15 protein-coding genes and 1 riboswitch are annotated in these 18,325 nt (G+C 43.2%); of the genes, 11 read left to right on the plus strand and 4 right to left on the minus strand.

The window, feature by feature from the left end; translation table 11 throughout:
• Positions 1-60: 60 nt before the first annotated feature.
• Positions 61-1,737 carry a SulP family inorganic anion transporter gene (locus QMG11_RS00685; RefSeq protein ID WP_281832404.1) on the plus strand — a complete coding sequence of 559 codons (1,677 nt, stop codon included), beginning with the start codon at positions 61-63 and terminating at the stop codon, positions 1,735-1,737.
• Between the two features lie 184 nt (positions 1,738-1,921).
• Here the strand turns inward: QMG11_RS00685 and QMG11_RS00690 are convergent, their stop codons facing one another.
• Positions 1,922-2,260, minus strand: a complete 339-nt coding sequence (locus QMG11_RS00690; RefSeq protein ID WP_281832405.1) for a zinc ribbon domain-containing protein YjdM — start codon at positions 2,258-2,260, stop codon at positions 1,922-1,924.
• A 294-nt stretch (positions 2,261-2,554) separates the two neighbouring features.
• Here QMG11_RS00690 and abc-f point away from each other — a divergent pair, with 294 nt between their 5' ends.
• The 5 genes from abc-f to QMG11_RS00715 all read left to right on the plus strand — a co-directional run bounded on the left by abc-f (position 2,555) and on the right by QMG11_RS00715 (position 9,498).
• Positions 2,555-4,423, plus strand: a complete 1,869-nt coding sequence (gene abc-f, locus QMG11_RS00695; protein WP_281832407.1) for a ribosomal protection-like ABC-F family protein — start codon at positions 2,555-2,557, stop codon at positions 4,421-4,423.
• Between the two features lie 101 nt (positions 4,424-4,524).
• A riboswitch (purine riboswitch) is annotated at positions 4,525-4,622 on the plus strand.
• Positions 4,623-4,702: 80 nt separating this feature from the next.
• Positions 4,703-5,491 (plus strand): FAD binding domain-containing protein, encoded by a 789-nt coding sequence (locus QMG11_RS00700; protein WP_281832408.1) that lies wholly within the window; start codon positions 4,703-4,705, stop codon positions 5,489-5,491.
• Positions 5,492-5,944 (plus strand): (2Fe-2S)-binding protein, encoded by a 453-nt coding sequence (locus QMG11_RS00705; protein WP_281832410.1) that lies wholly within the window; start codon positions 5,492-5,494, stop codon positions 5,942-5,944.
• Between the two features lies 1 nt (position 5,945).
• A complete protein-coding gene (locus QMG11_RS00710) occupies positions 5,946-8,201 on the plus strand; it encodes a xanthine dehydrogenase family protein molybdopterin-binding subunit (protein WP_281832412.1) in 2,256 nt (751 codons plus the stop codon).
• 373 nt (positions 8,202-8,574) lie between these two features.
• Entirely contained in the window at positions 8,575-9,498 is a 924-nt protein-coding gene (locus tag QMG11_RS00715; protein WP_281832413.1) for a sensor domain-containing diguanylate cyclase, read from the plus strand.
• Between the two features lie 85 nt (positions 9,499-9,583).
• On the opposite strand, the gene QMG11_RS00720 is transcribed toward QMG11_RS00715, so the two are convergent.
• From QMG11_RS00720 to QMG11_RS00730, 3 genes are read right to left on the minus strand one after another with little or no spacing between them, the layout of a single operon-like run.
• Positions 9,584-11,341 (minus strand): NADH-dependent [FeFe] hydrogenase, group A6, encoded by a 1,758-nt coding sequence (locus tag QMG11_RS00720; protein WP_281832414.1) that lies wholly within the window; start codon positions 11,339-11,341, stop codon positions 9,584-9,586.
• Between the two features lie 10 nt (positions 11,342-11,351).
• The gene (locus QMG11_RS00725; protein WP_281832416.1) at positions 11,352-13,145 is read right to left on the minus strand and encodes an NADH-ubiquinone oxidoreductase-F iron-sulfur binding region domain-containing protein; all 1,794 of its coding nucleotides are present in this window, start codon (positions 13,143-13,145) and stop codon (positions 11,352-11,354) included.
• A gap of 11 nt (positions 13,146-13,156) precedes the next feature.
• Positions 13,157-13,636 (minus strand): NADH-quinone oxidoreductase subunit NuoE family protein, encoded by a 480-nt coding sequence (locus QMG11_RS00730; RefSeq protein ID WP_281832418.1) that lies wholly within the window; start codon positions 13,634-13,636, stop codon positions 13,157-13,159.
• A gap of 419 nt (positions 13,637-14,055) precedes the next feature.
• On the opposite strand from QMG11_RS00730, the gene QMG11_RS00735 reads away from it, so the two are divergent.
• The 5 genes from QMG11_RS00735 to modB all read left to right on the plus strand — a co-directional run bounded on the left by QMG11_RS00735 (position 14,056) and on the right by modB (position 18,274).
• Positions 14,056-14,604, plus strand: a complete 549-nt coding sequence (locus tag QMG11_RS00735) for a molybdenum cofactor guanylyltransferase (RefSeq protein ID WP_281832420.1) — start codon at positions 14,056-14,058, stop codon at positions 14,602-14,604.
• Between the two features lie 149 nt (positions 14,605-14,753).
• The gene (gene yqeC / locus QMG11_RS00740; protein ID WP_281832422.1) at positions 14,754-16,055 is read left to right on the plus strand and encodes a selenium cofactor biosynthesis protein YqeC; all 1,302 of its coding nucleotides are present in this window, start codon (positions 14,754-14,756) and stop codon (positions 16,053-16,055) included.
• A 29-nt stretch (positions 16,056-16,084) separates the two neighbouring features.
• Positions 16,085-16,882, plus strand: coding sequence for a selenium-dependent molybdenum cofactor biosynthesis protein YqeB (gene yqeB / locus QMG11_RS00745; protein WP_281832424.1), 798 nt, complete (start codon positions 16,085-16,087; stop codon positions 16,880-16,882).
• Positions 16,882-17,601, plus strand: a complete 720-nt coding sequence (gene modA / locus QMG11_RS00750; RefSeq protein WP_281832426.1) for a molybdate ABC transporter substrate-binding protein — start codon at positions 16,882-16,884, stop codon at positions 17,599-17,601. Before yqeB ends, modA begins: the two co-directional genes overlap by 1 nt.
• On the plus strand, positions 17,591-18,274 hold the full coding sequence (gene modB, locus QMG11_RS00755) for a molybdate ABC transporter permease subunit (protein ID WP_281832428.1): 684 nt from the start codon (positions 17,591-17,593) through the stop codon (positions 18,272-18,274). The genes modA and modB overlap by 11 nt, the downstream gene beginning before the upstream one ends.
• Positions 18,275-18,325: the final 51 nt, after the last annotated feature.

Genomic DNA, 18,325 nt, shown 5'->3' on the forward strand with positions numbered 1-18,325 from the left:
AAAAAGGTGTGGGAGGAGTATAATTAATTGTTTGATAAAAATTAAAAGGGGGAAGTAATAGTGTACAAACCAAAGTTACTTACATGTTTAAAAGATTATTCAGTTGAGCAATTTTTAGTTGATGTTACATCGGGTATTATAGTGGGCATAATTGCACTGCCCCTTTCTATAGCCCTGGGTATAGCATCGGGAGTTTCTCCTCAGGTAGGTCTCACCACAGCCATAGTGGGAGGATTCTTTGTGTCCCTTCTAGGGGGGAGCAGGGTCCAGATAGGTGGACCAACGGGAGCCTTTATAATCATTGTATTGGGGATTATAAATGAGTATGGGATAACAGGCCTCACTGTGGCCACATTTATGGCAGGGATTATTTTAGTACTAATGGGGGTATTTAAGATAGGGAACCTGATAAAATTTATCCCCTATCCCATTACCACAGGGTTTACCAACGGGATAGCAGTGGTGATCTTCTCAACCCAGATAAAGGATTTCTTTGGATTTGAGCTGGGGAGCATACCATCTGAGTTCATTGAAAAGTGGGGAGTCTACCTTTCAAACCTGGATAAGATCAATCCGACCTCTTTATTTTTAGGAGTGTTAACGGTATTTATTATAGTTGTGCTTCCTAAGATAAATGAAAGGATACCCTCTCCTCTTGTGGCTCTTATAGTTGCAACTCTTATAGGTCAGGGGTTCAATCTGGATGTGACAACTATAGGTTCCCAATTTGGAGAGATCAAGGGAGGACTGCCCACATTAAATCTTGTAACGGTAGATCTGAACCTCATAAAAACCCTGGTTGTTCCTGCCTTTACAATAGCTCTCCTGGGAAGTATCGAGTCCCTTCTTTCAGCTGTTGTAGCTGACGGAATGATAGGGGGAAATCACAGGTCAAATACAGAGCTTATAGGTCAGGGAGTTGCCAATATGTTTTCATCGCTATTTGGGGGAATACCTGTGACAGGGGCTATAGCTAGAACAGCGGCAAATGTAAAGAACGGTGGAAGGACCCCTGTGGCAGGGCTAGTTCACTCGGTATTTCTACTGGCTACCATGCTGCTTCTCATGGAATACTTCAAGTTTGTACCTATGGCATCCCTTGCAGGGATACTCCTTGTGGTGTCATATAATATGGGAGACTGGGAGGAGTTTAAAACCCTGAATAAGTGTCCTAAGAGTGATGCCCTTGTATTTCTTACTACCTTTATAATGACCATTGTATTTGATCTCACAGTGGCAATAGAGGTGGGAATAGTAATGGCAGCCTTCCTCTTTATGAGGAGGATGGCTGAGATATCTGGCACCAACCTGGTGAATCTAGAGGAGAGGCTGGACAGCGATGAGCTGAGAAATAATCTGAAGGTAGGTGAGGGGGACATCATGTACTATGAGATCTCCGGACCATTCTTCTTTGGGGCGGCAGATAAGTTCATTCAGGCCATTAAGTCTATAAATGTAATGCCCCGGGTACTGATGATAGATCTGAGAGAGGTTCCCACAGTGGATTCCACAGGTTTTCATGCACTGGAAACCTTCTACAAGGTGTGTGAAAGATCGGGAACAAGAGCAATATTTGTAAACTTAGATGATAAGTTATTCAAGATCCTTAAAAAATTTGGTTTCATAGAGATGGCGGGAGAGGAAAACTTCTGCAGAGACCTTGCTGAGGCCACTCATAGAGTAAGGGGACACCTGGAAGAGGGAAAGCAGGGGGAGATAGCTTCTCAGGTATCGTAGTTTAAAATTTTGACCTTAGATCTTTATAGGGTATATCAGGCCACAATAGTATTGGAATTATTTAATACTACTGTGGCTTTTTTATTAAATCGATATTATTTAGAGGAGAGTTATGGGATAGTAGAGTTAAACATAAAAAAAGAGAGCTAAACAGCTCTCTGAATTATATATATTGTGGCTAAGACTATATCTTCTTAACGAATTCAGTCTTAAGCTCCATAGCTCCGACTCCGTCGATCTTACACTTGATATCGTGGTCTGCATCTACCAGTCTTATATTTTTAACCTTAGTTCCCTTCTTTACAACTAGAGAACTTCCCTTAACTTTAAGATCCTTGATAACTGAAACAGTATCTCCGTCTACAAGAACATTTCCGTTACAGTCCTTGAATACTCTCTCTCCCTCTTCAGCACCTTCAAGCTCAGGGTTCCACTCATAGGCACACATAGGACATACTAAAAGGTTTCCATCTTCATACGTATATTCAGAATTACATTTAGGGCAATTTGGTAAATTAGTCATTATATTTTCTCCATTCTTATTAATTAATAGCGGTAAATATTTCTATGGTATTTTTACAAAAAATACCGCAAAAAATGTCTGGATATATTTTACACTAATTTGTCCTAAAAATCAATATATTTCCTATTATATCTTATATGGATGAAACTTTTTTAAGGAAGTTAGCTGTTGTTAAGGAGAGGAATCTTCAAGGAGGAAGAAAAGGTAGGAGAGTGTTTACCCGGGAGTGTTTAGGGGATATAATGAATATTGATAAAAAAGAAGAAATAGATGGAGTTACAGAGGGAGGGCAAGGTGTTACAGGTCGCTATAAATAAATTAAAGAAATACTATGGAGCAAACTTGATCTTGGATAATACAAGCTTGGAGCTTATAGAGGGGGAGAAGGTAGGGCTTATAGGAAAGAATGGGAGCGGGAAGTCCACTATCTTTAAGATAATTGCAGGAGTTGAGGGATATGAGGAGGGGAGCTGTGTCTTAAAGAAAGATTTAAGGGTGGGATACCTGATACAGGACTTTACCCCCTATCTGGAGAAGACTGTGAGGGAGGTGCTCTACAGCAGCTTTGAGAGTTTGTTGGAGCTGGAGAGAAAACTCAGGGAGGCTCTTATGGAGCTGGAGGACTATGAGAGTGATGATTATGAGGAGAGGTTATCCCACTACGGAAAGCTTCAGGAGGAGTTTGAAGTAGCGGGAGGATATGAGATAGAGGAGAAGGTAAAGAGGGTAAGGCTTGGTCTGAATATCCCAGAGGACTTTTTAGAAAAGAGGATAGGGGAGCTCAGCGGCGGAGAGAAGAATAGGATCTTTCTGGCCAAAGCCCTTGTGGATGAACCAGAAGTACTGCTCTTAGATGAGCCCACAAACCACCTGGATCTAAAGTCCATAAAGTGGCTGGAGGAGTTTATAGGGGAGTATAGAAAGACTGTATTTCTCATCTCCCACGACAGATACTTTCTGGATAGAACTGTAAAAAAGATATATGAACTGGATGAGAGTGGTGTAGAGACCTACTCTGGAAACTACAGCTACTATGTAGTGGAGAGGGAGAGGCGTTACCTGAAGGCTCTGGAAGCCTATCTGGCTCAGGAGAAGGAGATAAAACGTATGGAGGACGCCATAAGGAGGTTCAGGCACTGGGGAAGTATAGCCGACAACAAGTCTATGTTCATTAAGGCTGAGAATATGAGAAAGCGTATAGAGAGGATGGAGAGGGTGGAACGTCCAAGGAGTGAAAGGGAGATTAAGCTGGATCTGGAGATGAAGAGAAGAAGCGGCAGGAGGGTCCTCAAGGTGGAGGATGTGAGTAAAACCCTTGGTGGAAAACTCCTCTTCCAGGGGATAAACCTTAACCTCTACTTGGGTGAGAGAGTGGGAATAATAGGAGAAAATGGCAGCGGTAAAACCACCCTGTTAAATATGATCCTGGCTCAGGAGGAGGGGGTGACCCTTGGAAGCAATCTGAGAATAGCCTACCTGGATCAAAACCTCACCTTTGAAGATTACAGCATGACCCTGAAGGATGTGTACAGGAGGGAAGCTGTTGCTCAGGAGGGGGAGATCCACAGGAACCTTGCCAAATTTCACTTCTATGAGGAGGATCTGAATAAGAAGATAGGTTCCCTGAGCGGCGGGGAGAAGGCCAGGGTGAAGCTAGCCATTATGATAGATAACGGCTTTAATCTGCTGATCCTGGATGAGCCTACCAACCATCTGGATCTGCAGTTTAAGGAGACCCTGGAGGAGGCTCTTCTGGATTTTGAAGGAACAGTGCTATTCATATCTCACGACAGATACTTTCTCAACAAGGTCTCTCAGAGGATAGTGGAGCTGAAAGGCGGGACTCTAATTGAGTATCCCGGTAACTTCGATTATTATCTGGAGAAAAATACCGGAGAGGCAGAGCCAGAGGTAAAACCTCAAAGGAAGGAGAATACCAGGGTACGTGATAACTGGGAGGAGAAGGAAAGGGAGAGGAAACTGAAGAAGCTGAAGAGAGAGGAGGAGACTTTACTCAAAATTCTTGAAGATATAGAGGCAAGGGAGAGGTCAGCGGAGAATGACTATATGGAGCTTTCGAAGATACATGGGGAGAGAGTAGAGGCAGAGGGGGAGTATGAGAAGGTCCTAGAAAGGCTCTATCAGCTGACCGATGAGGCCTGAACACCTACTTCTAGTGGATTAATACGATGAAGAGAGCGCTCCTTTAAAAAATCCTTAAATTACCGATACTTTTTGGAAAAAGGAGCGAAATATGCTATAATTCTAGTTAGATAAAAAGCACTCATATATGCCTATAATATGGTTAGGCGTCTCTACGAGTCCCCGGAAAGGACTCACTATGGGTGAAGGCATAAACACGTGTTATTAGGAGTTATAACACCTGTTCCCTTCACTTATGGGAATAGGTGTTTTTTTGTATAAGGTTTTAGGAGGAATAGGATGTTTACGTTTTCAAAGTATCACCTGGCTACATCTCTAGATGACGCTTATGAAGTTTTACTGAAAAACAGAAATAATGCAATTCTAGGAGGAACAGCATATCTGAGGATGGGGAATAGGAACCTGGCTACAGCTGTGGATCTGTCGGCTTTAAACTTGGATTATATAAGGGAAGAGGAAGGGTATATCGAGATAGGAGCTATGACTAACTTCAGAAGTATAGAGACCTCTGAACTTCTGCTAAATAACTTTGGAGGAGTAGTTGCCAGGTCGGTAATGGACATTGTTGGAGTTCAGCTGAGGAATGTGGTAACTGTTGGAGCTACTGTGTTTTCAAGGTATGGGTTTTCAGACTTTATCCCGGCTCTGCTGGCTCTGAATACTGTGGTAGTACTTCAGGGAGCAGGGGAGATGACTCTGGAGAAGTTCCTAGAGTCGGATGTAAAAAGAGATATCCTTGTGGCTATTCGTATTGAAAAAAATAAGAGAACCGGAAACTATCAGACTATAAGAAGAAGCAACAGCGACTATGCCCTGCTGAATGTTGTAACCAGTAATCTAGATGGAGATGTAAGGATTGTAGTGGGAGCAAGACCTGGAAGGGCTGTTCTTGCTAAGGAGGCTATGAAGTATATAGAGGAAAAGGGCCTATCGGCTGAGAGTATAGAGGAAGCTGGAAGGATAGCAAGTGAGGAGCTTGAGTTTACAGATAATATGAGGGCTTCTGGAAAGTATAGAGAGGCAATATGCAAGGTTATGGTAAAGAGATCATTAGGGGAGGTAATGTAGATGCTTATAGAGACTACTATCAATAACAGGAGGATGGCCCTTGCCATCGATCCCGACGAGTATCTTGTGGATACCCTAAGAAAGGCTGGATTTCTCAGTGTAAAGAGAGGATGCGATACAGGTTCATGCGGACTTTGTACTGTGTGGGTAGAGGGGAAACCAGTTCTCTCTTGTTCAACCCTGGCTGTAAGAATGAGCGGGAAGAAGATTACAACTATAGAGGCCCTTCAGGATGAGGCCCTTGAGTTTGCAAGGTTTATGGCTGATGAGGGAGCAGAGCAGTGTGGTTTCTGTGCTCCAGGGTTCACTATGACAGTTCTTGCAATGAAGAGAGAGCTTACAAACCCCACTGAAGAGGAGATAAAGCACTACCTCAATGGTAATCTGTGCAGGTGTACAGGTTATGTGTCACAGCTTAGAGCCATTAAAAAGTATATGGGGGTAGAGGTTTAAGATGAGAGTAGTAAATAGAGGTGTAAAAAAAGTAGATGCCCTGGCTGTAGTAACTGGAAGACCAGTATATACAGACGATCTGAATATAAATAACAATGCCCTGGTAATTAAGATCTTAAGGTCACCCCATGCCAGTGCCAAGATTATAGAGATAGATACAAGTATCGCATCAAAGGTGCCAGGAGTAGAGTGTATCCTTACCCACCACGATGTGCCTAAGACAAGGTTTAGCCTGGCTGGGCAGTCCTATCCTGAGCCCTCTGCATATGACAGAAGAATACTAGATGAGTATGTAAGATATGTGGGGGATGAGGTAGCAATTGTAGCTGCTGTGGATGAGAAGACAGCTGTAAAGGCTATGAGGCTCATTAAGGTGAAGTATGAGGTACTGGATGCTGTAATTAACTTTGAAGAAGCTATAGACAATAAAGCTGTGGTACATAAGGAGGAGCTCCACACCAACTTTCCAATTGGAATGGAGAGGGAGAGAAATATTGCAGCTAGCTACTTCCAGGAGAAGGTGGGAGTGGATGAGGCCATGGCAGCCAGTGATTTAATAGTGGAGGAGAGTTACTATATGCAGCCACAGATCCACGCCATGATGGAGACCTACAGAGCCTTTACCTACCTGGATGCCAACAGCAGACTTTGTGTAGTGAGCTCAACTCAGATACCATTTCACGTAAAGAGACACCTGGCAAGGGCTCTGGAGATGCCTAAGAGCAAGATAAGGGTGATAAAGCCGAGAGTGGGAGGAGGTTTTGGCGGAAAGCAGACTGCTGCTGCTGAGATCTTCCCGGCAATAGTGACAAAGATAACTGGTAAACCAGCTAAGATAATATATGACAGAAGAGAGACCCATACCTGTACCACTACCCGTCATGCAATGAAGCTGACGGTAAAGCTTGGAGCAGACAGAGAGGGAAATATCAAGGCAATAGATATCAAGGGTCTTTCCGATAAGGGCGCTTACGGGGAGCACGCTCCTACAGTAACTCCACTGGTGGCATTTAAAACCTTCCCGCTATATGAGAAGGTGCCTATGAGGTTTGAGGCCAAGGTAGTGTATACCAACACAATGCCTGCAGGAGCCTTTAGAGGCTACGGGGCTACCCAGGGAACCTTTGCTCTGGAATCAGCTATAAATGAGCTTGCCAGAAGGATAGAGATGGATCCCACAGAGGTAAGAAATAAAAACCTTGTGGAACCAGGAGGGGACTCCTATGTAGTGAGCGGAAGCATAAAGGACTGTATGGCCAAGGGTAAGGAGCTATTCAACTGGGAGGAGAGAAGGACTCCCAGGATAATGGAAAACGGAAAGGTAAGAGCAGCTGGTATGGCAGTAACTATGCAGGGATCTGGAATTGGAGGTATAGATACAGCTACAGCTACAATAAAACTTGGGGATGACGGAAACTATGTACTCTTTACCGGAGTAACAGACATGGGACAGGGATCCGATACGGTACTGACCCAGATGGCAGCTGAGGTACTAGAATGTGAGATGGAGGATGTAATAATCCACACTGCGGACACAGATGGATCTCCATATGATCCTGGTGCCTACGCTTCAAGTGGTACCTATGTAACTGGTAATGCAGTAATACTGGCAGCTAAGAAGATGAGAAATGAACTCTATGAGGCTGCAGCTAAGTTTATGAATATAGATAGAGATACCCTTCACTTTGACGGAAAGTATATGGAGGATGAGGCAGGCAATAAGCTGAGCCTAGAGGAGATAGCACTGAAATCTGTATCCTTTGAGGGAAGAAATCAGCTCATAACTACAGCTACATGGGGAGGAGAAACCTCACCACCTCCATTTATAGCTGGTTTTGCAGAGGTAGAGGTAGATACAGATACTGGTGAGGTAGAGGTAGTGGACTTCCTTTCTGTGGTAGACTGTGGTCAGGTAATAAACCCTAACCTTGCAAGGGTTCAGGTAGAGGGAGGAACAGCCCAGGGATTTGGTCTGGCTCTCTATGAGGATATTCAGTACAATAAGGATGGAAGAGTTAAAACAGACACACTTATGCAGTATAAGATTCCTTGCAGAAGGGATATTGGAAGTATCAGAGTGGAGTTTGTACACTCCAATGAACCTACAGGTCCCTTTGGTGCTAAATCCATAGGGGAGGTTGTAATAAATACACCAGCTCCTGCAATAGCGGAGGCTGTGGAAAATGCCACTGGAGTAAGGGTAAGAAATCTTCCGGTAACAGCGGAAAAGGTGTTACTGGGGATGTTGGATAGATAGGAAAAAGCAGGAGAAAATTCTCCTGTTTTTTTGTATAAATAAAAAATCTGACTGTTATTACTATCATTCTAAAGAAGGGGAGATAAGTTATTTATAGAATAATATAAGGATAATGCTGATATTGTCATTTGATTTTTATCGAAAAAGTTCATTGTTAATATTTTTCGATATCTTAATCGATCTGCGGATTATTTAATGAACTTTCGTATAAAATAAAAAAGGAAGATTATCTATGAATATAATCAAATTATTTCTGAGACTGGTAGTAGTGCTACAAATATTTGTGTGCAGCCTACTGTGGCTTCTCCCAAAGGATGCTTTATATATTTTATATCTGTTAAACTCTATTTTTATCATTGTAAGTGGTAGTTTAATGATAAAGTATATTAAGAGATCAAATGAAGGGTCTACCTCTGAAGATGTCTCCCCAACCCTGTTAGATCTGTCTCTTGACGGGATATATATTGAAAATAACCGGGGAGAGATACTAGAGTGTAACCCAAGTGGACATGAGATGTTTGGATATACCAAAGAGGAGATGCTGAATCTTACCATAAGGGATCTTGTTCCAGAAGAGTTTGCTAAAGAACTTCCAGAGATAATTCCAGATAATATGGCTACAGGGGACGTATATGTAGAAAGGGTCAATCGGAAAAAAGATGGTGAGATTTTCCCTACGGAGATTAATTCAAAGTATATTTACATAGATGGTAAAAAAAGACTTATTGTATTTGTAAGGGATATAAGTACAAGAAAGAAGATGGAGGATGAGCTCAAGGAGATGTCTCGAAGGGATGAGCTCACAAAAGTTTATAACAGAAGGTATATAATGAAAAAGTTAGAAGATGAAATTATTAGATCAAAACTGGAGAACTGTCCCCTTTCCATCGCACTGCTTGATATCGACAACTTTAAAAAGGTAAACGATACTTTTGGTCACCTTTTCGGAGATGAAGTTCTTATAAGGTTTTCAAATGTAATTAGAAAAAACCTCAGAAAAACAGACTACCTTGGAAGGATAGGAGGAGAGGAGTTTATAATTATTTTTTCAAATGCAGTTTTGGATGATGGATATAATATACTTTTCAGAGTAAAAGAAAAAATGAATTCAATCTTCTGGGAAAAAGAGAAGCTTTCAGTTACATTTAGTGCTGGTTTATTTGAGGTTGATCATGGAGAAGAAGAGTATAGTTGTAAAAATGTTATAAAGTTAATTGATAACCTCATGTATAGAGCCAAAAAGTGTGGAAAGAACTGCATAATTACCCCTTCTGATGGTAGTTTAGAGGGATCTTAAAAATTTTATGTTTTTCTTTTTGATATTTTTGTCTTTTCAAGAAAAAAGCAGCAGAGGCAATCTCTGCTGCTTTTCTTCAAAAGTTCTACACTTTTTCTCTAGAATAGTAGTGGGTATGTAGAAGTTTATGTGCTTTTTCGCTGTAGGGTTTATCCAGGTGTTTTTCATAGAGGGCTTTTATATAAGGGTTCTCGTGGGATTTTCTGATCTCCATACTGGTATCAATAGAGTTCAGTCCCTCAGCTCTCTTTCTGATTATACTTAATTCACCGTGGTGGTAGGGTTGCCCCCCTCCTCCCACACATCCTCCCTTACATGCCATGATCTCGATGGCGTGGAAGTGCTCCTCTCCTGCTCTTATCTTGTCCAGCATTTTTCTGGCTTCTCCCAGCCCATGGGCTATACCGATTCTAACATTGAGATCCCCTACCTTAACGGTAGCAGCTCTAAATCCTTCATATCCTCTAAGGTCTTCAAAGTCTACCTTCTTAAGGGTATCTCCTGTGATCCATTCGTAGGCTGTCCTTGTGGCAGCCTCTATAACCCCTCCAGTCCGTCCAAAGATAACTGCAGCCCCTGTATAGTCCCCGTAGGGTTTGTCGAAATCGCTCTCTGGAAGACTCTGAAGGTCCAGGTTGGCCTCTCTAATCATATGAACCAGTTCCCTTGTGGAGATGGAGATATCGGTATCCCTGTTGCTGTCTACGGAAAACTCCTCTCTGGCTGCCTCATACTTCTTGGCAAGACATGGCATTATAGATACCACAACAAGATCCTCCCGGGATATTCCCATCTCCTTTGTCCAGATATTCTTAGCAACTGCTGAGAACATCTGCTGGGGGGATTTAGCTGTGGAAGGGATATCCAGCATATCCGGGTAGTTGTGCTCGATAAACTTCACCCATGCAGGGCAGCAGGAGGTGAGCAGGGGAAGGGGTACCGAGGTGTCTCCCCCTAAGTGCCTCTCTATTCTTTCCTTGAACTCTGAAGCTTCCTCCATAATGGTGAGGTCTGCAGCCCAGTTTGTATCGAAGATACCGTCAAATCCCAGACGTCTGAGAGCTGTGGCAACCTTCTTCTCTACATTTGTTCCAGGAGCAAAACCAAACTCCTCCCCAATGGCTACCCTAACAGCAGGGGCTATCTGAACGATAACCTTTTTACTTTTATCTTGGAGGGCCTTGACTACGTCCCAGGTATAATCCCTTTCGTGGAGAGCTCCCACTGGACATACGGCAACACACTGACCGCAGTATGTACATACAGTTTCAGCCAGATCCGACTCATGGGCTGTGGCTACAACAGCTTCAAATCCCCTGTTTATTGCTGAAAGAACTCCACATGTCTGGATCTTATTACACATGGTCTCACATCTCCGGCACATGATACACTTATTCATATCCCTTATTATAGAGGGGGAGAACTCGGGCTCAAAGGTGGAGATATCACCACTGTACTTTATCTCCTGTACCTTAAAGTGGTTGGCCAGATCCTGGAGCTCACACTCGCCGGACTTTGAGCAAACGAGGCAGTCCTTGGGGTGGTTTGACAAGATTAGCTCCAGTACAGATTTTCTCACGTGAATGATCTCTGGAGAGTTTGTTACTACATCTATTCCCTCAGTTACCTTGGTTGAGCATGAGGGGTAGAGTGCTTCTCTACCATCTACCTCTACCACACATATCCTGCAGGAGGCACAATCGTTTACATAGTCTATCCCCTCCATCTTCAGATGACACAGGGAGGGAATATTTATTCCAACTTCCTTGGCTGCCTCCAGTATTGTAGAATCCCTGCTGGCCTCTACCTCTATTCCATCTATAGTCAACTTAACTTTATCCATTGTTCCTCCTCTATATCTTCTTGATAGCTTTAAATCTACATGTAGTATAACAAGCACCGCACTTTACACACCTCTCTTGATAGATGAAGTGTTTCTCCTTTACCCTACCAAGGATAGCTTCCGACGGACATACCTTGGCACAGGCTGTACACCCAATGCAGGCATCTGTTATGGTGAACTGCACAAGGTCGATACAGATCTTAGCAGGACACTTCTTGTCTACGACGTGCTTCTTATACTCATCGGGGAACTTTTCAATGGTTGAGAGGACTGGATTGGGAGCAGTTTTTCCCAGACCGCAGAGAGCAGACCTCTTTATGGTGTTAGAGAGGTCCTTCATGAGAGGGATATCCTCCTTTGTTCCCTGACCGTTTGTGATACGGGTAAGGATCTCGTGAAGTCTCTTGGTACCGATCCTGCAGGGAGTACACCTACCGCAAGATTCATCAAGAGAGAACCCTAAATAGAACTTAGATACTGCAACCATACAGTCATCCTCGTCCATAACGATCATTCCTCCCGATCCCATCATAGATCCCTTTTCTATAAGGGTTTCAAACTCTATCTTGGTCTTGAGATCCTCCTGAGTTAAACATCCACCGGAAGGTCCCCCAGTCTGTACAGCTTTAAATTGTTTATTTCCTTTTATTCCTCCACCAATATCAAATATAACTTCTTCAAGAGTTGTACCCATTGGAACCTCGATAAGTCCCACATTTCTAACCTTTCCTGCAAGGGCGAATACCTTGGTACCTGGAGATTTTTCAGTACCTATTTCTCTGAACCACCCTCCTCCATTATTTATAATGGCAGGTATGTTTGCCAGGGTTTCTACGTTATTTACATTGGTAGGTTTACCCCAGTACCCCTCAACAGACGGATAGGGAGGTTTGATTGTAGGTTCTCCCCTCTTCCCCTCCATAGAGTGGATGAGGGCTGTTTCCTCTCCACAGACAAAGGCACCGGCTCCATACTTTATATCTATATCAAAGGAGAAATCCCTTCCAAAGATATTTTCTCCCAAAACTCCGTTGCTTCTGGCATCGGTAATGGCCTTCTTCAGTTTTTCGATAGCCAGAGGATATTCAGCTCTTATATATACAATTCCCTTGGATGCCCCTATGGCGTAACCACAGATAGTCATAGCTTCTATGATTGAGTGGGGATCCCCCTCCAGGATAGATCTGTCCATAAAGGCTCCCGGATCCCCCTCATCGGCATTACAGACTACATATTTTTGTGTAGCCTCGGAGGACTGGGTGTTTTTCCACTTAAGTCCGGTAGGATAACCTCCCCCTCCTCTTCCCCTAAGTCCAGAAAGCTTTACCTCGTCGATTACCTGGTCTGGAGTCATGGAGGTAACCACCTTTCCTAAAGCAAAGTATCCGTCGTTTGCAATAACCTCATTTATATTTTCAGAATCGATAAACCCACAGTTTTTAAGGGCTATCTTCATCTGCTTGCTGTCTGGGCCGATATCCTCTAGGATCTCCTTCTCATGGATGATCTCCTTTAATATCTTCTCTCCCTTTTCAAGGTCAACGTTAGTCAGAATAACTCCCTTTCTTCCAGGGGTAATTACCTCGATGGTGGGTTCCGAGTGGCAGAGACCCATACAGCCCACCGGAGAAATTAAAAAGTCCAGGTCGTTTATGTAGTTTTCCTCCTTAAAATACTTGTAGAGGGCATCTGCTCCAGCAGAGATGCTACAGGTAGACATGGAAACCTTAATCTGTACCCTGTTCTTTCTGGCAGCGACAAAGTTATTTTTTATCTCATTCAGCTGTTCTATACTCCTAATCATATCCCACTCCCCTAATTATATTCCTTTAAGATTGTTTTCATCTGTCCGTTTTCCACCTTACCGTAAACCTTGCTTCCTATGGTTACAACTGGTGCCATACCACAGGCTCCTACACATCGAAGGACATCTATGGAAAAGTTACCGTCGGGAGTGGTTTCTCCCACACCTATCTCCAGCTCCGTCTCCAGCTCATGGAGAATACTCTGGGAACCATTGACGTAGCAAGCAGTTCCCATACAGATAGATATAGGGTGTTTCCCCCTGGGTTTTGTAGTGAAGAAGGAGTAAAATGTGATTACCCCATAGACCTCAGCAAGGGGAAGGTCCAACTTTAAGGCTACGAACTTCTGAACTTCTATTGGCAGATATCCAAAGATTTCCTGACCCTTATGAAGAACAGATATAAGAGCTCCCTTTTTTGTGTCGAGAGATTGAATGTACTCCTCTAACCTTTCAAACATCTCTTCTCTCAGTACGTTTTTACAACTCAAAATAATACCTCCTTATTTAAAATTTTCACTATTTTTCCATGTCATTAATATTTTTACTTATTACCATTAGAATATTTCCTTGTCACTAATAGTTATTTTTTTATTTTCCAAAAGTAATCAAAATTAATGCCATAAGTGCTTTTAAATTAGTAGTTTATAAGCGGTAGAAGGATTAATATTTAAATACTCTTGTGTAGGAAAGTTGTTACTAAAGTAGTTAGAAGGAAGATTGAATTTCCTTTAATGTACATAGGATTTTATTTATATAGAGGGGAATTAAATTATAAAGTTCACAGAACAATTTTTTCTAGGGAGGGAGAGGGGATCATGTTATTCTTTAATGGAGGAGTTATAGGAGTCACTTAAAGAGGTGTAATATTTCCAGAGAAGTGTTCGGTAGTTTAGGAGGAAGAGAAAAGATGAATGGCTGCATAATGGCAGGGGGAAGAAATTCCAGGATGAATTACAGGGTGAAGGCTCTCCTTGAATATGAGGGGGCGACCTTTTTAGAGAGAATTATTGCAGCTCTGGGAGATGCAGATAAGTTTATAGTTACAAATACCCCTGAAGTATTCAGGGATACCGATCTACCTATGTATCCAGACCTAGTTAAGGATATAGGTCCCATGGGAGGAGTATATACAGCTCTTAAGGTGAGCACCCATGAGAGGTGTATAATGGTGGGGTGCGATATGCCCCTTATAAACAGAGAGATCATAGAGATAATAGATTCCCAGAAGGGGTATGATGTGGTAGTTCCCAGAATAGACGGAAGGGTAGAGATGCTTTGTGCCATGTATAGTAAGGAGTGTATCCCTGTGATAGAGAGGCTCATAGGGGAGAAGAAGTACAAGTTATCCCTGATTTTAAAGGAAGTAAGGGTAAAGTATATAGAGCTCCCGAGGGAGAAGTTACAACACTTTATAAACATCAACTCTCCAGAGGATTATAGAAAGTTATCCAAATAGGCTGCTCTTGAGGCAGCTTATTTTTTTACTTTTACTTTATCTAGCGATGGGAGCAATGAAAGGAGGGCTTACCCAATCAAAAGGGCTAGAAGGAGGTAAAGGAATAGTGCTATAATAACTTCTGTAATAGAGAGGATTGGAGGAAGGGGATGTTTAAGGATACCTTTAAGATAAAAAGAGGAGATGTAGTGGCTATAACAGGGGGAGGAGGAAAAACCAGCCTCATGTTTCACCTGGCTGAGGAGCTCTCTCGGTTTGGGAGGGTTCTTGTGACCACCACTACCAAGATATATAAACCCTCTGAAGAGGAGTATGAAAAGTTAATAGTTGGAGATGAGGTGTTCTCTGGGGGAAGGAAGAATATATCCGTAGCTGCCAGAGAGGTGGTAGGAGGAAAACTCCACGGCTTTACCTGCCAGGAGCTGGAAGAATTTCTTCCTGAGTATGAGTATGTTCTCGTGGAGGCCGACGGAGCTAAGATGAAGCAGATGAAGGGCTGGAGGGCAGATGAGCCGGTTATACCTCCCTGTGCCACCAAGGTTATAGGGGTAGCTAACATAAAATCCCTGGGGAAAAAAGCTACTCAGGAGAATGTCCACAGGCTGGATACCTTTCTTCAGATGGTTAATATGAAGGTGGGAGAAGAGATTAACCTGGAGGTTTTTGGGAGATACCTTCAGAGGGGAGATTTCTTTAAAGGGTGCAACGGAGAGAAGATTCTTTTTCTAAACGGAGTGGAAGAAGATTTTGAAAAAATAGCAGCCTTAAGATTAGGGAAATATGTGGAAAACCTCTTTTTTGGAAGCATAAAAGAGAAGAGCATATCCAGATATAAGAGGGTGGATGCTGTGGTTATGGCCTCTGGATTTTCTAAAAGATTTGGAGAGGAGGACAAGCTCCTGAAAAAGATAGGAGGAGTGCCTGTAGTGGAACACCTCTTTAAAACCCTTGAAAAGCTTCCCTTGGAAAGTGCAGTAGTGGTAGGAAGAAACTTAGAGTTAGAGAAACTTTGTCAAAAGTATGGGTATACATATATAGAAAACACTAGAGCCCACCTGGGACAGACCGAGAGTATAAAAGCCGGGTTAAAAGCTACTTACGGGGAGGGGACAATCTTTCTTACAGGGGACCAGCCTCTGATTAAAGAGGAGAGCCTGCTAAAACTTCTTCTGGCTTTCCAAAGGAATAACCTTATTACAAGGTCTGTATCTGAAGGCGTTCCCTCCTCTCCTGTAATCTTTCCTGGAAAGTACAGGAAGGATCTCATGAATCTCACAGGAGACATGGGAGGGCGAAAGGTTATCAGGGAAGCTGGAAGGATAACAGAGGTAGAGTTTTCAGATAAAGATGAGTTTATGGATATAGATACTGTTGAGGACCTCCTGAGAGCAGAAAAAATTATGGCAGAAAGAGAAAAAACTAATCTTGGCATAAAAATTGCTAAAAGTTAAGATATAGTCAGATTTTAGGAGGAGCAGCTATGAAAAATTTAGTAGTGGTAAGGGGAGCAGGAGATATAGCATCGGGAGTGATACAAAAACTTCACAGATGCGGCTTTCCTGTGGTGGCCTTAGAGGTGGAAAATCCCTCCTTTATAAGGAGAAAGGTGTGTTTTGGAGAGGCTATATATGACGGTACCATGGAGATAGAGGGAAGCAGGGCAAGATATACTCAGGATCCAGAGGAAGCAATGGAGATATGTAAAGGAGGGGAGATAGCAATTCTTGTAGATCCCCAAGGGGAAAGTATAGAGAGGTTAAGGCCCATGGCTGTTGTAGATGCTATACTGGCTAAGAAAAACTATGGAACCAGGAGAGCTATGGCTCCTATAACAATAGGTCTTGGGCCTGGGTTTGAGGCAGGAAAAGATGTGGATATAGCAGTGGAAACCATGAGGGGTCATGATCTGGGAAGACTGATATTCCAGGGGAAACCCAGGGAAAACACGGGAGTTCCTGGAGTTGTAGGAGGCTATGGAAGGGAGAGAGTCATCTACAGTGAAGGGGAAGGAATTATTGTAAATAAAAGAAAGATAGGGGATATAGTTGAGAAGGGGGAGGTTGTAGCCAACATCGGTGATGTAGAGGTAAGGGCTCCTCTCGGAGGAGTTATAAGAGGGCTTATACGTAACTCCTACAATGTGAAGAAGGGACTCAAAATAGGGGATATAGATCCCAGAAGGGAGCAGGTAGAAAACTGCTTTACCATCTCAGATAAGGCAAGAAATATAGGAGGAGCAGTACTGGAAGGAATCCTTATCCTCAGGGGAGGCTACTGATGAAGAAGGGTATAGCAGCAGGTTTGATAGGTATTGCTCTTATGGCCTGTGGAAGAGATGAAAAAAAAGAGGTTATTGTAAGTGCTGCTGCAAGTTTAGAGGAAGGGATAAAGGAGATAGCAAAAGAGTATGAGAGGGATACAGGAGTAGAGGTAAGTATTAATCTCGGGGGATCTGGGAGCCTGAAAAAACAGGTAGAAGAGGGAGCCCCAGTGGATGTGATACTCCTTGCATCTAAGGCCTATTATGATGAACTGGATAGGAAGGGATACATAGAGGAGGGAGGAGACCTCCTGGGAAACACCCTTACAGTTGTTGGAAGGAGAGGAATAGAGAGCCTTGATCAGCTGGAGGGAACCATATCCATCGGGGATCCCGGTTTTGTTCCTGCAGGAAGATATGCAAGGGAAGCTCTTATTAAGGGCGGAGTCTGGGAGAGGTTGGAGGAGGAAATCCTACTTACAAAGGATGTGAGGTCGGCTCTTGCCTATGCCAATATGGGAGAGGTGGATTATTCTGTGGTATATAAAACAGATTCCCTTCTGGGGAAGGAGCTTAGGGTCTATGAGATACCAGAAGATCTCTATTCGGAGATAGTCTACTCTGGTGGGACCTTAAAGGATGCCAGTCGGGAGGGAGAGGATTTTTATAACTACCTTCTGAGTAAACTTGAAGTTTTTGAAAAATACGGATTTAAGGTGAGAAGGAATGTTAATTGATGCAGTTAAACTATCCTTAAAGATAGCAGGGATATCTATGGTTATAAGTGTAGGAATGGCTTTTATAATGGCCCTCTACCTCCATAAGGGAGAGAGGAAGAGGGAGAAGATATTGGAGGCTGTAATCTCCTTCCCCCTCTTCTTCCCCCCCTCGGTCTTGGGATATCTTATCCTCATGGTAGTGGGGAGAAGGGGTTGGCTGGGAGCCTGGCTGGGAGATTTTGGAATCCAGATAGTATTTACCTGGAGAGCAGGGGTGGTGGCAGGGGTTATAGTATCTCTGCCTATGGCATACCAGTGCATAAAGGCGGGGCTCCTCACCATAGAGAGGGAGTATATAGAGGCAGCCTATGAGATGGGGGCAAACAGGTGGGAGAGGTGCAGGTATGTGATCCTTCCCCTTATCAGAAAGAATATAGGTGCAGCGGGAGTACTTTCCTTTGGGAGGGCCTTTGGTGAGTTTGGAGCTACCCTTATGATAGCAGGAAATATTCCCGGAAGGACCCAGACTATCCCCATGGCAATATACTCCTCGGTAGAGAGGGGAGACTACGGAACAGCTAATAAACTACTGCTGATAGTTGTAGCAGTAACTGTAACGGTAATGTGGGGATACAACCATTATCTTGCAGGGAAAAGAGAAGGAATCTTTGTCGGAAGGGGATCCCTATAGAAGACAGGTGAGTCTGATGAAGCTATAAAAATGAATAAACAGGTGGTCGAT

This window comes from Propionigenium maris DSM 9537 (genome assembly GCF_027925155.1).
GTDB classification, from domain to species: Bacteria; Fusobacteriota; Fusobacteriia; order Fusobacteriales; family Fusobacteriaceae; genus Propionigenium; species Propionigenium maris.

Excerpts from the sequence above, each read along its gene's own strand:
- modB (WP_281832428.1), top strand. The coding sequence starts at position 17,591 with ATGTTAATTGATGCAGTTAAACTATCCTTAAAGATAGCAGGGATATCT.
- yqeB (WP_281832424.1), top strand. The coding sequence starts at position 16,085 with ATGAAAAATTTAGTAGTGGTAAGGGGAGCAGGAGATATAGCATCGGGA.
- QMG11_RS00690 (WP_281832405.1), bottom strand. The coding sequence starts at position 2,260 with ATGACTAATTTACCAAATTGCCCTAAATGTAATTCTGAATATACGTAT.
- modA (WP_281832426.1), top strand. The coding sequence starts at position 16,882 with ATGAAGAAGGGTATAGCAGCAGGTTTGATAGGTATTGCTCTTATGGCC.
- QMG11_RS00715 (WP_281832413.1), top strand. The coding sequence starts at position 8,575 with ATGATAAAGTATATTAAGAGATCAAATGAAGGGTCTACCTCTGAAGAT.
- QMG11_RS00710 (WP_281832412.1), top strand. The coding sequence starts at position 5,946 with ATGAGAGTAGTAAATAGAGGTGTAAAAAAAGTAGATGCCCTGGCTGTA.
- QMG11_RS00700 (WP_281832408.1), top strand. The coding sequence starts at position 4,703 with ATGTTTACGTTTTCAAAGTATCACCTGGCTACATCTCTAGATGACGCT.
- QMG11_RS00720 (WP_281832414.1), bottom strand. The coding sequence starts at position 11,341 with ATGGATAAAGTTAAGTTGACTATAGATGGAATAGAGGTAGAGGCCAGC.
- QMG11_RS00705 (WP_281832410.1), top strand. The coding sequence starts at position 5,492 with ATGCTTATAGAGACTACTATCAATAACAGGAGGATGGCCCTTGCCATC.
- QMG11_RS00735 (WP_281832420.1), top strand. The coding sequence starts at position 14,056 with ATGAATGGCTGCATAATGGCAGGGGGAAGAAATTCCAGGATGAATTAC.
- yqeC (WP_281832422.1), top strand. The coding sequence starts at position 14,754 with ATGTTTAAGGATACCTTTAAGATAAAAAGAGGAGATGTAGTGGCTATA.
- QMG11_RS00725 (WP_281832416.1), bottom strand. The coding sequence starts at position 13,145 with ATGATTAGGAGTATAGAACAGCTGAATGAGATAAAAAATAACTTTGTC.